The organism is Pseudomonas multiresinivorans, from assembly GCF_012971725.1.
In the GTDB taxonomy this organism is placed as follows: domain Bacteria; phylum Pseudomonadota; class Gammaproteobacteria; order Pseudomonadales; family Pseudomonadaceae; genus Pseudomonas; species Pseudomonas multiresinivorans.
Window position 1 is genome coordinate 1293859 of sequence record NZ_CP048833.1, and the last position, 16804, is coordinate 1310662.

Annotated in this window: 12 protein-coding genes; 5 read left to right on the top strand and 7 right to left on the bottom strand. The window is 66.8% G+C overall.

Going from position 1 to position 16804, the window contains the following annotated elements; all coding sequences use genetic code 11:
• Positions 1-3 precede the first annotated feature (3 nt).
• From parC to G4G71_RS05855, 4 genes are all read left to right on the top strand, one after another.
• Positions 4-2268: a DNA topoisomerase IV subunit A gene (gene parC / locus G4G71_RS05840; protein ID WP_169936062.1), complete on the top strand. Its 2265-nt coding sequence runs from the start codon at positions 4-6 to the stop codon at positions 2266-2268.
• Positions 2269-2419: 151 nt separating this feature from the next.
• Positions 2420-3142: a PqiC family protein gene (locus G4G71_RS05845; RefSeq protein WP_169942531.1), complete on the top strand. Its 723-nt coding sequence runs from the start codon at positions 2420-2422 to the stop codon at positions 3140-3142.
• Between the two features lie 245 nt (positions 3143-3387).
• On the top strand, positions 3388-4944 hold the full coding sequence (locus G4G71_RS05850) for an ArnT family glycosyltransferase (protein WP_169936064.1): 1557 nt from the start codon (positions 3388-3390) through the stop codon (positions 4942-4944).
• The gene (locus tag G4G71_RS05855) at positions 4944-6182 is read left to right on the top strand and encodes a metallophosphoesterase family protein (RefSeq protein WP_169936066.1); all 1239 of its coding nucleotides are present in this window, start codon (positions 4944-4946) and stop codon (positions 6180-6182) included. Before G4G71_RS05850 ends, G4G71_RS05855 begins: the two co-directional genes overlap by 1 nt.
• Before the next feature lies 1 nt (position 6183).
• Here the strand turns inward: G4G71_RS05855 and G4G71_RS05860 are convergent, their stop codons facing one another.
• Together G4G71_RS05860 and G4G71_RS05865 are read right to left on the bottom strand one after the other, a co-directional pair.
• Positions 6184-6720 carry a metal-dependent hydrolase gene (locus G4G71_RS05860; RefSeq protein ID WP_169936068.1) on the bottom strand — a complete coding sequence of 179 codons (537 nt, stop codon included), beginning with the start codon at positions 6718-6720 and terminating at the stop codon, positions 6184-6186.
• A gap of 34 nt (positions 6721-6754) precedes the next feature.
• Entirely contained in the window at positions 6755-8323 is a 1569-nt protein-coding gene (locus G4G71_RS05865) for an AhpA/YtjB family protein (RefSeq protein WP_169936069.1), read from the bottom strand.
• A gap of 222 nt (positions 8324-8545) precedes the next feature.
• Between G4G71_RS05865 and serB the strand changes: the two genes are divergently transcribed.
• Complete coding sequence (gene serB, locus G4G71_RS05870) at positions 8546-9766, top strand: phosphoserine phosphatase SerB (RefSeq protein WP_024764311.1); 1221 nt, start codon at positions 8546-8548, stop codon at positions 9764-9766.
• Positions 9767-9950: 184 nt separating this feature from the next.
• Here the strand turns inward: serB and G4G71_RS05875 are convergent, their stop codons facing one another.
• The 5 genes from G4G71_RS05875 to rhdA all read right to left on the bottom strand — a co-directional run bounded on the left by G4G71_RS05875 (position 9951) and on the right by rhdA (position 16765).
• Entirely contained in the window at positions 9951-12023 is a 2073-nt protein-coding gene (locus G4G71_RS05875) for an EAL domain-containing response regulator (RefSeq protein ID WP_169936071.1), read from the bottom strand.
• A gap of 65 nt (positions 12024-12088) precedes the next feature.
• On the bottom strand, positions 12089-13897 hold the full coding sequence (locus G4G71_RS05880; protein ID WP_169936073.1) for a molecular chaperone: 1809 nt from the start codon (positions 13895-13897) through the stop codon (positions 12089-12091).
• 128 nt (positions 13898-14025) lie between these two features.
• On the bottom strand, positions 14026-15003 hold the full coding sequence (locus tag G4G71_RS05885; RefSeq protein WP_169936075.1) for an HPP family protein: 978 nt from the start codon (positions 15001-15003) through the stop codon (positions 14026-14028).
• A 76-nt stretch (positions 15004-15079) separates the two neighbouring features.
• Complete coding sequence (asd, locus tag G4G71_RS05890) at positions 15080-15949, bottom strand: archaetidylserine decarboxylase (RefSeq protein ID WP_169936077.1); 870 nt, start codon at positions 15947-15949, stop codon at positions 15080-15082.
• A 3-nt stretch (positions 15950-15952) separates the two neighbouring features.
• The gene (rhdA, locus tag G4G71_RS05895; RefSeq protein ID WP_169936079.1) at positions 15953-16765 is read right to left on the bottom strand and encodes a thiosulfate sulfurtransferase; all 813 of its coding nucleotides are present in this window, start codon (positions 16763-16765) and stop codon (positions 15953-15955) included.
• Between the last annotated feature and the right edge of the window lie 39 nt (positions 16766-16804).

Genomic DNA, 16804 nt, shown 5'->3' on the forward strand with positions numbered 1-16804 from the left:
CGCATGAGCGAAACCCTCGATCTGAGTCTGGAGGGCGTGGAGCGCCGGTCACTGGCCGACTTCACCGAACAGGCTTACCTGAACTATTCCATGTACGTGATCATGGACCGCGCCCTGCCGCATATCGGTGACGGTCTCAAGCCCGTGCAGCGGCGTATCGTCTATGCCATGAGCGAACTGGGCCTGGATGCGGACTCCAAGCACAAGAAGTCGGCGCGTACCGTCGGTGACGTGCTCGGCAAGTACCATCCGCACGGCGACTCGGCCTGCTACGAAGCCATGGTGCTGATGGCGCAACCGTTCTCTTACCGCTATCCGCTGGTGGATGGCCAGGGCAACTGGGGTGCGCCGGACGATCCCAAGTCCTTCGCTGCAATGCGCTACACCGAGGCTCGCCTGTCGCGCTACGCCGAGACCCTGCTTTCCGAGCTTGGCCAGGGCACTGCGGACTGGGTGCCGAACTTCGACGGCACCCTCGACGAACCGGCAGTGTTGCCAGCGCGGCTGCCCAACCTGCTGCTCAACGGCACCACCGGCATCGCCGTGGGCATGGCCACCGACATTCCGCCGCACAACCTGCGCGAAGTGGCTGCCGCCTGTATTCGTCTGCTGGATGAGCCGAGCGCTACCGTCGATGACCTGATCGAGCACGTGCCCGGTCCGGATTTCCCCACCGAGGCGGAAATCATCACCCCGCGCGCCGACCTGCTGAAAATCTACGAAACCGGCCGTGGCTCGGTGCGCATGCGCGCCGTGTATCGCGTCGAGGACGGCGACATCGTGGTCACCGCTCTGCCGCACCAGGTCTCCGGGGCCAAGGTGCTGGAGCAGATTGCCGGCCAGATGCAGGCCAAGAAGCTGCCGATGGTGGCCGACCTGCGCGACGAGTCGGACCATGAGAACCCTTGCCGCATCGTCATCATTCCGCGGTCCAACCGCGTGGATGCCGAAGAGCTGATGACCCACCTGTTCGCCACCACCGACCTGGAAAGCTCGTACCGGGTGAACATGAACGTCATCGGCCTGGACGGCAAACCCCAGGTCAAGGACCTGCGCCAGGTGCTCAGCGAATGGCTGACCTACCGCACCGACACCGTGCGCCGCCGCCTGCAGTTCCGCCTGGACAAGGTGGAGAAACGCCTGCATCTGTTGGAAGGCTTGCTGGTCGCCTTCCTCAACCTCGATGAAGTCATCCACATCATCCGCACCGAAGATCAGCCCAGATCGGTGCTGATGCAGCGCTTCGAACTGTCCGAACTGCAGGCCGACTACATCCTCGACACCCGTCTGCGCCAGTTGGCGCGTCTGGAAGAGATGAAGATTCGCGGCGAGCAGGAGGAACTGGCCAAGGAGCGCGCCAAGCTGCTGGCCATCCTCGGCTCCAACGCCAAGCTGCGCAAACTGGTGCGCGACGAGCTGATCGCCGACGCCGAGACTTACGGTGACAACCGTCGCTCGCCGATCGTTGCCCGTGCCGAAGCCCGTGCCCTGTCGGAAACCGAGCTGATGCCGACCGAGCCGGTCACCGTGGTGCTGTCCGAGAAGGGCTGGGTGCGTTGCGCCAAGGGCCACGATATCGACGCTACCGGCCTGTCCTACAAGGCCGGCGACGGCTTCAAGGCTGCTGCGCCGGGCCGTTCGAACCAGTATGCGGTGTTCATCGACTCCACCGGGCGCAGCTATTCGCTGGCCTCCCATAGCCTGCCATCGGCCCGTGGCCAGGGCGAACCGCTGACCGGCCGTCTGACGCCGCCGCCGGGCGCGTCCTTCGAGCGCGTGCTGCTGCCGGAGGATAATGCCCTGTACGTGCTGGCCTCCGACGCCGGCTACGGCTTCGTCGCCAAAGGCGAGGACATGCAGGCCAAGAACAAGGCCGGCAAGGCGCTGCTCAGCCTGCCCAATGGCGCGCAGGTCATGGCGCCGCGGCCGGTCAACGACCTGGAGCAGGACTGGATCGCCGCTGTCACCACCGAAGGTCGTCTGCTGCTGTTCAAGGTTTCCGACCTGCCGCAGCTGGCCAAGGGCAAGGGCAACAAGATCATCAGCGTGCCGGGTGACCGCGTGGCGAGCCGCGAGGAGTATCTCACCGACCTCGCCGTTCTTCCGGCGGGCGCGACCCTGGTTCTGCAGGCGGGCAAGCGCACGCTCTCGCTCAAGGGGGATGACCTGGAGCACTACAAGGGCGAAAGGGGCCGTCGCGGCAACAAACTGCCGCGCGGTTTCCAGCGAGTGGATGCCTTGCTGGTAGAATCGCTGTCTCAGGATTGAAACGCGGTTCGATACATTCTGCCTCTGGAGCTGAGGCGCCGGTTGAGGGATGATACGTCCCTTTGGCTACTGGCGCCTCAGCGCGTTGCCTGACGCTGTAGTGAAATTTGTTGGAAGTAGCGCCGATTTTCGGCGAATGACGGTGAACCAGATGAGCGCTTGGCGCGTCTTGGCCTTATTTTCCCTCGTCAGCCTCCTTGGGTTGACGGGCTGTACAGTGAACCGACCGACCCAGTTGTACCAACTGGACGCGGGCGCGGTTCCTGTCCCGACCCGTGACAACGGCGTCGCTGTTCTGCTCGGCCCGGTGTCCCTGGCCGATTACCTGAAGCGCGAGACCATGGTCCAGCGCCAGGCCGACGGTATCCTCAACCTGTCGACCGAAGCCCGCTGGGCTGGCAGCCTGGAAACCAACGTCAGCCAGCAGCTGATGCGCCTGCTGTCGGGCGAGCTGGACAGCACCCGCCTGGCACTGTTCCCGGAGAAGCCCGGCTTCACTCCGCAGGTGCAGGTCATGCTGACCATCAGCCGTCTGGATTCCGGCCCGAAGGAGCCGGCGGTGCTGGAGGCGCGCTGGCGCCTGCTCGACCAGAAGGGTGAGCTGCGCGACAGCCGCGTCTTCCGCGAGGAAGAGGCGCACTCGGGCAGCGTGCAGGACCAGGTCCGTGCCCAGGGTGACCTGCTGCGCAAGCTGTCCGCACAACTGGCCCGCGACGTGCGCCCGGTTGCCGCGGCAGTCGCCGAGCAGCAGGCCGCGCCGCCGCGCAAGCCTCAGGTGGCCAACACCGAGCAGGCGGCCAAGCCCAAGGAAGAGGGGCCGAAGATCCCGCTGGTGGTGCCGATCCGCACCGATGTCGAGGTCTACCGCTTCTAAGCCGGCACGTCTCGGCGCGGAATCCCGCGGCCCGCAAAGTCTGTCTTTGCGGGCCGTTTTGCTTCTGCCGTGGCCGGTTTTGACATCTTCTTGACGGCCCCTGTGGTATCTACGGGCGCTTGTGCAGGCTATTGGCGCCCGGACGTTTCCGCGCGGAGCCTGCGAGAGACTCAAGCGTGTCGTCATTCCCTCCTACCTCCGGTATTCAGGCAGATTCCGCCCTGAGTCGTCAGACGCTTTGCGTCATGCTGGCGGCTCTGGTGCTGTTCCTGCTCGGTGTGCACGGTGACGCCTTCGTTGGCTTCGACTCGCGCTTCGTACTGTTCGCCCGCGAAATGCTGCGCCACGGGCCGAGTTGGTTCCCGACTACCTACGGCGCGCCCTATCCGGACTATCCGGCTACCTCCACCTTCCTGACCTACCTGCTCTCCCTGCCGCTGGGGCGGGTCACCGAGCTCACCGCCTGGCTGCCCACCGCGGTGGCGGCGGCCATCTGCGCCGGCGTGGTGTATCGCCTGGTGGCTCCGTTCTCGCGCTCCTGGGCGCTGGTCAGCCTGGCGATGCTGCTGCTGACGGCCACCTTCGTCAGCGAGACCCGGGCCGTTTCCCTCGACCTGATGGTCGCCGCCGTAGGGCTGCTGGCCTTCTACCTGGCCTTCCACGCCGAACGCCACGGCCTGCCGGGCCTGCTGCTGCGGCTGCTGCCACTGCTGTTCATCGGTTTCGCCCTGCGCGGCCCGCTGGGTCTGGTGGTGCCGGCCGGCATGGTGTGCAGCCAGTTGCTGCTGGACCGGCGCTGGAAGTCCCTGTTTGCGTTCTCGGCGGGCGCGCTGGTGCTGCTGATTCTCTGCGTATTCGCGCTGATTGCCCTGGCGCGCTCCGCGGGCGGAGAGGAATTTGTCCAGGATGTCCTGCGGATGCAGGTGATCGGTCGTCTGGACGGCTCCGCCGGCTCCAGCGATGCGCTGTATTACTTCCGCAGTTCGCTGGGCAACTACGCCCTGGCCTTCCCGCTGGCGCTGCCGGCGCTGGCGTTGCTCTGGCAGCGGCGCCGCGAGCCGGCGTTCCGCCTGGTGGCGGGTTGTGCCCTGGCGGCGCTGGTGGTCATGGTCGGCCTGTCGGTACCGCAGGCCAAGAAGGCCCGCTACATCGTTGCCATGGCGCCGCTGGCGGCCATTGTCGCCGGGTATCCCTTCATGGTCGCCGGCAGCCGTCTGGCGCAGATGCTGCGTGGTGTGCTGCGCGTGCTGTGGCTCGCCTTGCCGGCCATGCTGCTGGCCGGATTGTGGCTGGCCTGGAAGCGCTACCCGCAGGAGCTTGCCGCACTGGGCTGGCGCCTGCCGGCCTGCATCGTGGTGCTCGCCGCGCTGCTGGTGCTGGGCGCATTGCGCTGGCGGCGGCCGGCGGTACTGGCCCTGGGGGCGGCGCTGGCGCTGTGGGCAAGCTACATCCTGGTCTTCGAGCCGGTGGAGCATCGCCTGTACGACAGCCAGGCGTTCTCCCGCGAGCTGGCCCTGAAACTCGATGCGCAGCCTGCGCCCCTGGCGCTCTATGGCATGGCTCCAGACGCGCGGGCGATCAAGCTGATGGTCAATCTCGACCGTGACCTTCAGCCGCTGTTCCTCGACCGTCCGGAGCAGGTGGCTGCCCAGCGCGGCCCGCTGTACCTGATGATCCAGGCGCGCGATGCCGAGCGTATCGCCGCCTCCCTGCCCGCGGCCCCGCAGCAGTTGTTCGAGGGCCGTTTCGACAATGACACCTATCGCCTGCTGCGCCTCCCCGGAGTGGGCTCCAATCCGTGATGAAAGCACTGACATCCCTTCTTGCCTGCTGCCTGCTGCTCGGCGGCTGCGGCGATTCCGATACCCAGGATGTGGTCGAGCGGGACCAGGCGTTCTTCCGCCAGCATCCGCTACCGCCCCTGGAAATCGTCTCCGGCGGTGGCAGCTTCGTACTGCCGCTGCTGCCCGACACCCAGTTCTACGCTGAGAACAACCACCGCAAGCGCCACCTGTTCCGCAGCGAGCAGCGCTTTCCCGACCTGCCGTACCAGCCGGCGCTGGCGTTCTTCGCGCAGACGTTCTGGCTGGCCAGGAACGCCGAAGTTCTCCAGGTGCCGCTGGTGGTGCACCTGGGGGACGTGGTGGAGAACGCCGGGGTCGCCACCCAGTGGCAGACCGCCAGCGGTGCCATGCGCACGCTGGAGGAGCGCGGCGTGCCCTACAGCATTGCCACGGGCGAGCGCGACGTACACGAGGAGGCCAGCACGGATGACCGCCGCTCCTTCCTGGATCGCTTCAAGGATCACTTCGGCCCCGAGCGCGCGGCCTGGCAGAGCACCTACGTCGGCAGCGATCCCAGGGGGCTGAGCCAGGTGCATCTGTTCCAGCGCTACGGTCAGTCGTTCCTGCTGCTGGCGCTGGACTGGAGCCCTTCCGAGGCCACCCTGGTGTGGGCGCAGAGCGTCATCGACGAGCATCCCCATGTGCCGGTGATTCTTGCGTCCCACAGCATCCTGCGGCGCAGCGACAAGGGCGTGGCGGAGCTGTCCCGCGAGGACAATGCCAGTGGCGTGCTGCTCTGGGATCGGCTGATTCGTCGCAACGACCAGGTGTTCCTCACCCTGAACGCCCACGCCGACGGCGCCGTGCACACGCGGATGCTCAACGACCTGGGGCACAGCGTCGATATGGTGATGGTCGACTACCAGCACCAATACCTGGGCGGAAACGGCCTGATGCAGCTGCTGGAACTGGACCTGCGGCGCAACCATCTTGCCGCGCTGTCGCTGTCACCGTGGGTGCTGTGGAAGCGCCAGGTCTATCCGCAGGCCTACAAGCCCTGCGAGTCGTTGCAGGCGCTGCACGATTGCGACCAGTTGATGCCGGAGGATTCGCCCGGCTGGGACAACCGCTTCCAGGTGGAGCTCGATTACCAGGCGCGGTTCAGCAGTTTCCAGGGCTACAGTGCGCAGTTGCCGCTACAGGGTGAGCAGGCCTCGCTGCTGGAGCAGCTCCAGGCGCAGCTCGGCAAGCGCTGAGTCAGGCGTCCCGGCGCAGCAGGCGGCGCATTCCGATGCCGGCCAGCGCCACGCCCAGGCAAGGCAGCCAGACCCAGCGCGCCTCGGAGAGCAGCACTTCCAGGCCGCGCGGGCTGAGGAAGCGCGACAGGCCGATGGGCGAGACCTCGATCGGGTGCAGTGGCAGGAAGTACCGCTGCTCGCTCCACGGCCAAAGCCAGGCGACGCCCAGGCCGCCGTCGGTCATCGCATCCAGCACGCTATGGGTCGCGGTCGCCAGGCCGATCCACAGGCCGGCTTTCAGCGGGCCGCTTCCCAGCAGCCGACCGCAAAGCGCACCCAGCACTCCGAGGCATGCGGCGAACAGCAGTGAGTGGCTGAAGCCTCGATGGCCGAAGGCATCGTGGTAGGCAATGCCCAGCTTGAAGGCCACCACGTCGAGGTCGGGCAGGCACGCGGCGATCATGCCGGCCAGCAGCAGGCGCGGCCCGATGACGCGCGAGCCAAGGGCGAGGCCCACGGCCAGCACGGGCAGGGGATGGGTGATCAGGGTGGTCATGGAATCCTTTCCACGTGGGGCCGGGTGGCCCCCCTCAGGTGGTGCGCAGCGCGCGCATGCGCGAAAGCTGGCGCTCCAGCATGGACGGGTAGGGCTCTTTCAGCCATTCCACGCAGCAGGCGTTTTCCGGGCTGGCGATGGGGCGGATGCGTGCCCGCTCGCGGACCTTCTCGTCGTCGCCGATGGATTTCTCCACCAGCAGCAGGTTGCGGCTGTGCTGGCTGAGGGCCAGGGCGTCCTGGGCGGAGGAGTCCTGCAGCAGGTCGGCCTGCTCCAGATCGGCGACATCTTCGCCCAGCACCAGGCCCAGTTGCAGCTGCAGGGTAATGCCGCTGTCGGCCACCTCGATCTGCAGGGCATGGCCCAGGGCGCGCATCAGCTCGCCGCAGCACAGTGCGTTGGTGAGGAACTCCTCGTCCTGGTCGCGGCTGTGGAAAAGGATCAGGCTGCCGCCGTCGCTGAGGGTGTAGAGCGTGCCCTTGTACAGGCGCGCGGCCTGCTCCAGGCAGTCGCGGTAGCGTTCCAGCAGGTCGACAAGGCGCGCGCGCGGCAGGCGGCGCAGCTGTTCCTGGGCACCCAGTTGCACGGCCAGTACAGCGCTGGTGCCGGCGGAGATCGGCTCCGGCTCGGCTTCAGGCTCTTCTTCCTCGACGCCGATTTCGTCCTCGGCTTCCTCTTCCGCCACGGCCTCGAACTCTTCCTCGGGGAAGTCATCGTCAGCATCGGCCTTGCGGCGCGCGGCGGGGGCGAGCAGCTCGTCGTCGGAGAAAATGTTCTCGTCGAACTCGTGTTCGTCAGCGGTGCCCGCTGCTTCCAGCGACGGCTCTCTGGCGGCGGGCTTGCCGGCCTTGGCGGGCGCTTTCGGGCGCGGCGCGGGAGCGCTGGCAACCGGTTCGGGAGCTGGCGGCTTCTCGGGCACCAGGCGCGCTTGCAGCTGGCGGGCAAGGTCACCGATCTCGTTCTGCAGGCCGGCGCCTGGCGCGGGGTCGTCCGGGTCGCGCAGCCAGACACGAAGCTGTAACAGCGGTGTGGAAATCTGCCGCCCCAGGCGCAAACCGAAGGTCAGGGTGAGCAGCAGCAGGATCAGGCTGATCAGCCCCATGCTCTGCAGGCTGACGGTCATCGGCTGCTCGAACTGGTGCATGTCGAGACTGATGCGCAGGTGGCCGGCGATCACTTCCTGGAAGGTGATCGGCGTGGAGTACAGGCCCTCGGCATCGCCCAGCAGGCCCTGCTTGGGCCGCGTGCCGGACTCGGCGAGGATGCGGTTGTCCACGCTGTAGATGGCGGCGTGGGCCACCAGCGGGTTCTTGGTCAGGTTGTTGAGCAGCACATTGAGGCTGAGGATGTCGTTGGACACCAGCAACTCGGTGGCCGACTGCGCGGTCTGCGTGGTCAGGCTCTGGCCGAGGGCATCGGCCTGCTGCTGCATGGCCTGCTTGAACTGCATGCCCATCACCCAGGCGTAGATCACCAGGGCAGCGGCCACCAGCAACAGGCTGTGGATGGCGATGCGCAAGGCGATCGGCACGCGGCGCTGGCGCAGGGCGTGGAAGAGCAGCAGGAAGAAATTGTCGGGCTTGACGGAGGTGGGCCGGGTCACAGCGGGCTCGGTCTTCTCTAGGGCAGATGCGGGGCAGTATAACGAGGCCCTACCGGGGGGCAAAGCGCCACGGGGTCTGTCAAGTCGACCCAGGCCGTAATGGTCCGGGGAACTGGCCGTTAATCCGATCGACGGCGCTGGCCCCGAACGGGCGAGCGGAGCATCCGCAGGCAGTGAAAGCAGGTAGAATGTCTGCCTTTTTTCCATGGCGGAGACAGCGCCTTGCGCGAGATCGTCCTGATCAACATCACCGGGGAAGACCGCCCCGGCCTCACCGCAGCCATCACCGGCGTCCTGGCGCAGGGTGGCGTGAACATCCTCGATATCGGCCAGGCGGTGATCCACGACACGCTGTCCTTCGGCATCCTCGTGGAAATCCCGGACAACGAGCGCGCTTCGTCGGTGCTCAAGGACGTGCTGTTCACGGCCTACGAACTGGACCAGCAGGTTCGCTTCACACCGGTCTCCGAAGACGATTACCGGCAGTGGGTCGGTGGCCAGGGCAAGCCGCGCCACATCGTCACCCTGCTGACTCGCCGGGTGACCGCCGAGCAGCTGCAGCGGGTCAGCTCGATCACCGCCAAGTACGGCCTGAACATCGACCAGATCGATCGCCTGTCCGGGCGTATGCCGCTGGACATGCCGGCCGACCAGGGCAAGGGCTGCATCGAGTTCTCCGTGCGCGGCGAGCCCGCCGACCCGGCGGCCCTGCGTGCCGAGTTCCTCAGCGTGGCCCAGGAGCTGAACGTCGACATCGCCTTCCAGCAGGACTCGGTGTTCCGCCGCAACCGTCGCCTGGCGGTGTTCGACATGGACTCGACGCTGATCGAGGCCGAAGTCATCGACGAGCTGGCCAAGGCAGCCGGCGTGGGCGAGCAGGTTTCCGAGATCACCGAGCGCGCCATGCGCGGCGAGCTGGATTTCCGCGCCAGCTTCAAGGAGCGCCTGGCGCTGCTGCAGGGGCTGTCCGAAGACGTGCTGGAAGAGATCGGCGCTTCGCTGCGCCTGACCGAAGGTGCCGAAACCCTGTTCGCCGAGCTCAAGCGCCTGGGCTACAAGACGGCGATCCTCTCCGGCGGCTTCAGCTATTTTGCCAAGCAGCTGCAGGCCAAGCTTGGCATCGACTATGTGTTCGCCAACGAACTGCAGATCGTCGACGGCAAGCTGACCGGCGTGGCCATCGAGCCCATCGTCGATGCCCAGCGCAAGGCCGACCTGCTGCGCGAGCTGGCGGCGAAGGAAGGTCTGCAGCTGGAGCAGACGATTGCCGTGGGCGACGGCGCCAACGACCTGCCGATGCTCGGCCTGGCCGGCCTGGGCGTGGCCTTCCGCGCCAAGCCGCTGGTCAAGCAGTCAGCCAAGCAGGCGATCTCCACCCTGGGGCTGGATGGCATCCTCTACCTGCTCGGCTTCCGCGACCGCGAGGGTGTGGACGGTCTCTGATCCGCAGCAGAATGAAAAAGCCGCCCCGAAGGGCGGCTTTTTTGTTTTCGCATGTTCTGGATTGATTTGCGTAAAGCTAATCCGATCGCGGACAGAGTCCGCTCCTACGCCCAAGCCGGGGGTAGGAGCGGACTCTGTCCGCGATGGATTACCCCTGATGCCGGAGAACCGCCGTGACTTCCGCCTACTCGTCCGAGGCGAAGTCGTAGTCCATCGCCTGGCTCGGGCCCTGCAGGTAGCGGCCCTGGATGTAGTTGGCGCCGGCCTGCCACAGGGTGGCCAGCGCGGTGGCGCTTTCCACCATGGGCACGATGGTCAGTTTGGCCTGGGCGTGCAGGCTGGCCATCAGGGTCTTGAGGTTTTCCTGGTTCTCCGCCGTGTTCAGGTCCTGCACGTAGGAGCCGTCGACCTTCACGAAGTCGACGTTCATGTGCTTGAGCGTGTTGAACGGGTTGAGCGCGCAACCGAACTGGCACAGGGCGATCTGGCAATGCAGTTCCGCCAGTCCCTGGCTGAGCATCTTGGCCTGGCGCAGATAGGCGATGGCGTCCGGCTCGTTGATCTGAACGATCAGCGCATCGGCCGGCAGGCGCGAGGCCTTCAGCGCCACGCTCAGCCACGGCAGCAGTTCCGGGTCCTGCAGGCTGGGGCCGGAGAGGTGCACGAAGAGCTTGGTCTCGTGACCCTTGGCGCGGTGCTCGGAAAGCAGCTTGATGGAGTTGAGCAGCACCCAGCGGTCGATCTTCTCGGCCAGGCCGCTGGCCTTGGCGGCGTTGAGGAAATCTGCCGGCGGTACTTCCTCGCCCTGCGGGTTGAGCAGGCGCAGCAGTACTTCGTAGTGCTCGTGGGTGTCGCCACGCAGGCTGATGATCGGCTGGAACAGCAGGCGGAAGCTGTTCTGCTCCAGCGCCTGGCGGATGATCGCGACGATGTCGCCACGGTAGGCGGCAGCGGCGAGTTCATCGGCCGGGTTGTAGATCTTCAGGCCGTTGCCGTCCTTCTGTGCGACGTCGTCGGCGCCGCGGTGGGCGCGCTCGATGACTTCCTGGGCGCGGGTGGTCTTCTCGTCCAGCCCGGCGGTGCCGATGGACAGGGTGACCTGTGCAGTGCGGCCATGGATGTCGAACAGGTGGCCTTCGACCTTCTTCAGCAGCGCGTTGAAGCGCGGCGCCGATTGCTCCGGGGTTTCGCCCTGCAGCAGCACGGCGAACACGTCGTCGCCCAGGCGGGCCAGTTGTGCCTGTTCCGGGAACTGGCCACGCAGCAGGTTGCCCAGGTCCGCCAGCAGCAGGTCGATGCTGGCGACGCCGAGGTCGAGCTGCAGGGCCTGGGCGCGATCGAGCAGCATGTAGGCGAAGGTCGCCGGCTGGCCGGCGGTCACCGCGCGTTCCACGGCGCTGTCCATCAGGTCGAGGAAGTGCGCGCGGTTGAACAGGCCGGTGACCAGGTCCTGGCTGCTGACTTCGCGCAGTTTTTCCTCGAGTTGGGCGTTGTCCGACTCGGCGCGGATCACCACCTGGATGCACGGTTCGCCGTCATAGGTGGCCGGCGAGAAGGTCATGCGCGCGGCGAAGGCCTGGCCATCGCTGCGGATGCCGCTGCAGGCGAGGTCGACGTTGTCCTCGGTGGTCTGATAACCCTTGAGGAAGTCCTTGAAGTTGGCCTGGTCGCAACCGGCGATCAGGTCGATCATCGGCATGCCTTCCAGCTCTTCGGCATCCTCGTAGCCGAACAGGCCGACGTAGGCCCGGTTGGCGTAGATGTGCATGCCGTCGTGGACGTAGGTGATGGCGTCCACCGAGCTGTCCAGCAGCAGTTGGCAACGCTTCTCCGCTTCACGCAGCGCGACTTCGGCGGCGCGGCGGGCACGACGTTCCTCGAGGTTGGCCAGCTCGCGGTTGGCCACCAGGATCAGCCGCTCGTCCTCGCCTTGCGGCAGGGCGTCCTGCGCGCCGAGGGCCAGGGCCTCGGTGACGGCGTCGGAGTCGTTGCCGCTGACCAGTTGGATGAAGGGAATGTCCTTGGCCTGGCGACGGATGGCGCCCAGCGCTTCGCTCGGGTCCAGTGCCTCGGCTTCGGGGGCGGCGATCAGCAGGTCCCAGCCCTGGGGCAGGATGTCCGTCAGATCTTCGCTGGAGGTGATGCGGTGGACGCGGGTCGCACGACCGGCGTTGCGGAACAGGCTGACCAGGCGCTCGGCTTCGTTCTGCGAGTCTTCCAGGATCAGCAGGCGGATGGTTTTCTTTTCATTGGCCATGAGGAAGGCTGCTTATACCGCGCTGGACGGCAGCAAATTGGCGACGAATGGGAATTCTCCGGAATCTACAGAGACTTCCATAGTGAGTCAAAGTCTTCCTCCCCGCCAGCACCACGAGCATTCGGCGCTGTGATGGGTTTATCGCTCGGCGTGCCGGCCGCATCCTGGGCCTGGTATTCGAACTGGGTGAAGCTGGCGGTGGCGGTGACCTTGCGGGTCAGCGTGGCGCGGCGCTCGTCGCCCTGCAGGTTGAGCTGCACGCGATTGCCTTCCTGGAACGGTAGACGCGGGGTGATAACGGTGGCCGGGCGGGAGATGGCGGCGATTTCCGGCAGCAGCAGCGCCCGCAGGTACTGGCTGCCCTGCTCGGTCTTGCGCAGCAGTTGCAGGCCGCAGGGCTGGGCGAGTGGGGCGATCAGCTCGATGCCCATCTGCGTGCCGCCGCCGCGGACCTGGCGGATCCAGCGCACCACGGCGACGCTCCAGCTGTGTTCCGGAGTGTCCTGGATGCCGAGCAACTCGCCGGCCTGCAACTGGCTGGGGATTTCCTTCGGCCAGGTCAGGCAGTAGCCGCCGGGGCTGTGGTTGACGATGTTCAGGGTGAAGATCGGGTAGTCGTCGCGCGGGATGTCCCCCGCCGCCCCCGGGGTGGTGTCGTCCGCGGCGCGCGGCGCGCTGTATTCGATTTCCTCCAGGGCCATGCCGGGTTGCCAGTCGTTGACCTTCTGCGCATCGAAGGCGCCGGACCAGGCGTCCTTCAGCTCGGCCTTGAAGGTCGGTACCTGCTCCTGCACCTGGATCTTCAGAACGTCGTTGAAGCTTCTGCGGCCGGCAAGGAAGTAGTGCAGGGCGCTCATGCCGATGCACAGGGTCAGCTGCCCCTGGCCAGGGGTGCGGTGGAAGGTGCGTTCGGCGATGTCGCCCCAGGCCGCGGCGAGGTGCTGCAGCAGGTCGACGCTGACCCCTTCGGGGACCTTCAGACGTGCCTGGGCGCGGTTCTCCGGCGGCAGCAGCAGGTATTCGCGGATCAGGTCCACCAGCGGCTGCGGGTCGATGCCGAGGGAGCCGGCGAGGTCGTTCTCCTTGAACAGGGTGCGGTAGCGCGGCGGACCATCCACCTGCGGCACCACCACGAACAGGGTGGAGGGCGCATCGGCGGCCTGCACTTTTACCTGCGCGGCCCAGCCCTCGAGGGCCTCGGCGACACGGGCGATATTGTTCTGGCGCATCTGGTTGCAACGCGCGGAGCCGAGCATCAGCGCCGTCACGTAGGCGTGCTCGATGGACAGCCCCTGGGACTGGCGGGCCAGCGCATCGCGCACGGGAGTGTGCTGCAGGCCGTGCTGGCGAGCGAGCTGGTAGAGCTGGTGGAGTTCCAGCCAGAGGTTTTCCGGCACCGGGCAATACAGCTGGGAGGCGCGTACCAGCGGGCCACAGAGGCTGCGGATGGCGCGCTGGGTGGCGGCAGTCATCACCTGGGCGCGCTCGCGGGTGAAGCGCGAGGCTTCGCGCACGACGATCAGCTTGTAGCCGATGGCCAGGTGGTTCTGCAGCGCCTGGCAGAGGTTGGCGACCTTGCGCGGGCGCTCGTCCAGGACGATGGATTGGTTGAGGAAGTGCCGCTCCAGGTTATGGCAGACGAAGTGGACTTCCGGGCGGAACAGTTCCAGCAATTGCAGGCGCGTCTCGACCGGCAGCTTGAGCTGATTGAGTTCGATCAGCCCCTGGTAGAGCTGACGAGCCGTCTCCCCGAGGTTCGCCTTGGGCAGGTGATCCAGCCAGTTTTTCAGCTCGCGCGCGTTGGCGTTGCAGAAGCTCAGGCTCTCGTGCGTTGGTGTGGGGACACGTAGAAACTGCTGGGGACTGTTGTCCATGGTGAGAGTCGATTCTCCACAATCCGGCTCGTTGTACGAACCAGTTGTTCATAACTGTCGGCTTTTTCCGAACTCTAGCAGCATCCGTCGCCCGCCGCAGCCCATCGCCCGGATGGTGCGCGGACAGGTCACGGCCGAGGGCTTTTCCCCTTGATCTGACGTTGCAGGGCGTCCTTCGCCGAGTCCTGCGCGGTGCTGCGCACCCAGCCGTCGCCCTGGGCCGTCACCGGGTGGGCGGCCCAGTCGAGCAGGTCCTGGCGGCGGCAGACGCCGGTATTGCCCTTGCCGGCGCCGGCGACCACCTTGTAGACCAACTGCTCCTGGCGGCCGCGCTTGTCCGGATGGTCGTCGATCACCTGGCGCACGGCCCAGGCGTCGCCGATCAGGGCATTGCTGTAGCTGGCCCCCAGCAGGATATCGTCGGGCGTCAGGCGCTGCGCGTGGGCGTGTTCCTGGGCCAGTTGGAGGATCTTCAGCAGGTCGTCGAACTGTACGTCGATGTACGAATCCATCTTGCGCAGCGCGTGGTAGAGGTCCTCGGGCGCCGGGCCTGCAGGCAGCTTCGGCGTGGCCGGCAGGCGTGCCAGCGGTGCGGGATAGCGGCGCCAGGCGAACAGGCCGTTGAAGGCCACCGCGACGGCCAGGATCAGCACTACGTTGAGCAGCACCGGGCTGAGCACGTAGTGGAAGCCCAGGGCCGTGATGGCCGGGCCGCCGGATACCGCCGCCAGCGCCGTAGCGCCGCCTGGAGGATGGATGCAGCGGGCGTAGTGCATGACCAGGATCGCCGCGCCCACTGCGAGCGCAGGGGTGAAGGCCTGGCCGGGGAAGAGTTTCTGGCAGATCACCCCAACGCAGGCCGAGAGGACCTGGCCGCCGAGAACTGCCCAGGGCTGCGACAGCACGCCATGGGGCACGGCGAACAGCAGCACGGCACTGGCGCCCATGGAGGCGACGACCCAGATGGCCGCTTCGCTGGGCAGGACCCAGTGGGTGACGGCGTAGATGGCGGCGATGCCGCACAGCGCTCCGATTGCGGAGAGCCACTTTTCAAGATGGCTGGTGGCGTTGGCACGCCAACCCATCAGGTGCAGAAAGCGTTTCATGGCAGGGAACTGGCACGATGAGGCGAAAAGCAGTGGCGGACGGCTCGTTGGCCGCCCGCCTTATGGACAGCGGGCCTTAGCCCTGGCGGGCGCCACCCAGGCGCTCGCCCATGCGCACGGCGCTGGTGGCGGCGAGGTTTTCCGCCCAACTGACCTGCTCGGGCCCGAACAGCACGATGGCGGTCGAACCCAGCTTGAAGCGGCCCAGTTCGGCGCCTTTCTCCAGGTGGATCGGCGCACGGGAAGCTTCGTCGTAGGAGAACGATTTCAGCTCGCGCTTCGGCGGCGTGACCAGGCCGGCCCAGACGGTCTCGATGGAGGCGACGATCATCGCCCCGACCAGAACCACGGCCATCGGCCCGCGCTCGGTGTCGAAGATGCACACCACGCGCTCGTTGCGGGCGAACAGCTCCGGCACCTGCTCGGCAGTCAGCTGGTTCACCGAGAACAGCCGGCCCGGCACGTAGACCATCTCGCGCAGGGTGCCGGCCAGCGGCATGTGCACGCGGTGGTAGTCCTTGGGCGACAGGTAGACGGTGGCGAACTCGCCGCCCATGAAGGGCGCGGCGCGCTCGGCGTCGCCGCCCAGCAGTTCCATCAGGCTGTAGCTGTGGCCCTTGGCCTGGAACACACGGCCGTGCTCGATCGGGCCGAGCTGGCTGATGGCGCCGTCGGCGGGGCAGAGCACCGCGCCGTCGGTTTCATCCAGCGGCCGCGCGCCGTCTTTCAGGGCGCGGGTGAAGAAGGCGTTGAAGTGCTCGTAGGCGCGCAGGTCCTCGACCTGGGCTTCGCGCATGTCCACCTGGTAGCGACGGGCGAACCAGGGAATCAGGCGGTCCTTGAACCAGGGCGCGCGGCATTCGGCGGCGCAGCCGATCAGGCGCGACAGCAGGTGATGCGGCAGGAGGTACTGGCTGAGGATGAACAGACGATCTTTGAACGACATTCCTTAAACCTCTACGGGGGTGTCGGGATGGTTGCCCCATTCCGACCAGGAACCGGCATAGCCCTTGACCCGCGGATAGCCGAGGGCCTTGGCCACCAGGTAGGTGAAGCCGGAGCGGTGGTGAGTCTGGCAGTGGGTGATCACTTCCTTGTCCTTGGTGATGCCCAGGTCCTCGAGGATCTGCGGCATATCGGTACGGATGCGCAGGGCGCGGGCCGGGTCCATGCCGGCGGTCCATTCGAAATTGACGGCGCCGGGCACGTGACCGGCCTTGGCGGCGAGGACCTTCTGGCCGCTGTACTCGCTGGGGTTGCGGGCGTCCCAGACGGCCAGGTCGGCGGCGCCCAGACGGCTCTGCAGGTACTCGCGGGTGGCGGTGGGTTCGTCGTGCAGGGTCAGCGGCAGCGGGCCGCCAGCAGGCGCGGGGACGTCCTGGCTCAGCGGCAGGTCGTCGGCGAGCCAGGCGTGCAGGCCGCCGTCGACGTAGTGGTAGTTGCCGTGGCCGATCACATCCAGCAGCCAGATGAAGCGACCGGCCCAGCCGCCCCCTTCGTCGTCATAGACCACATAGATGGCATCGGGGTTGTGGCCCAGTTCGCCGAACAGCGCCTCCAGGTCGGCCTTGGCCGGCAGCAGGCCCGGTGCCGGGCCGCCCAGCTGGGTGCGCGCAGGGGCGACGAAGCGGGCGCCGGGGATGTGGCCCTGGGCGTAGCGCGCGGCGCTGGTCAGGTCGACCAGGATCAGTTCCGGAGCATCGAGGCGGCTGGCGAGGTCAGCCGGTTCGATCACCAGGGGCAGGGCGGAGAAGGCGGACATGGCGGAGACTCCCGGCGGAAAAGGTGGGGGAGGCAACGT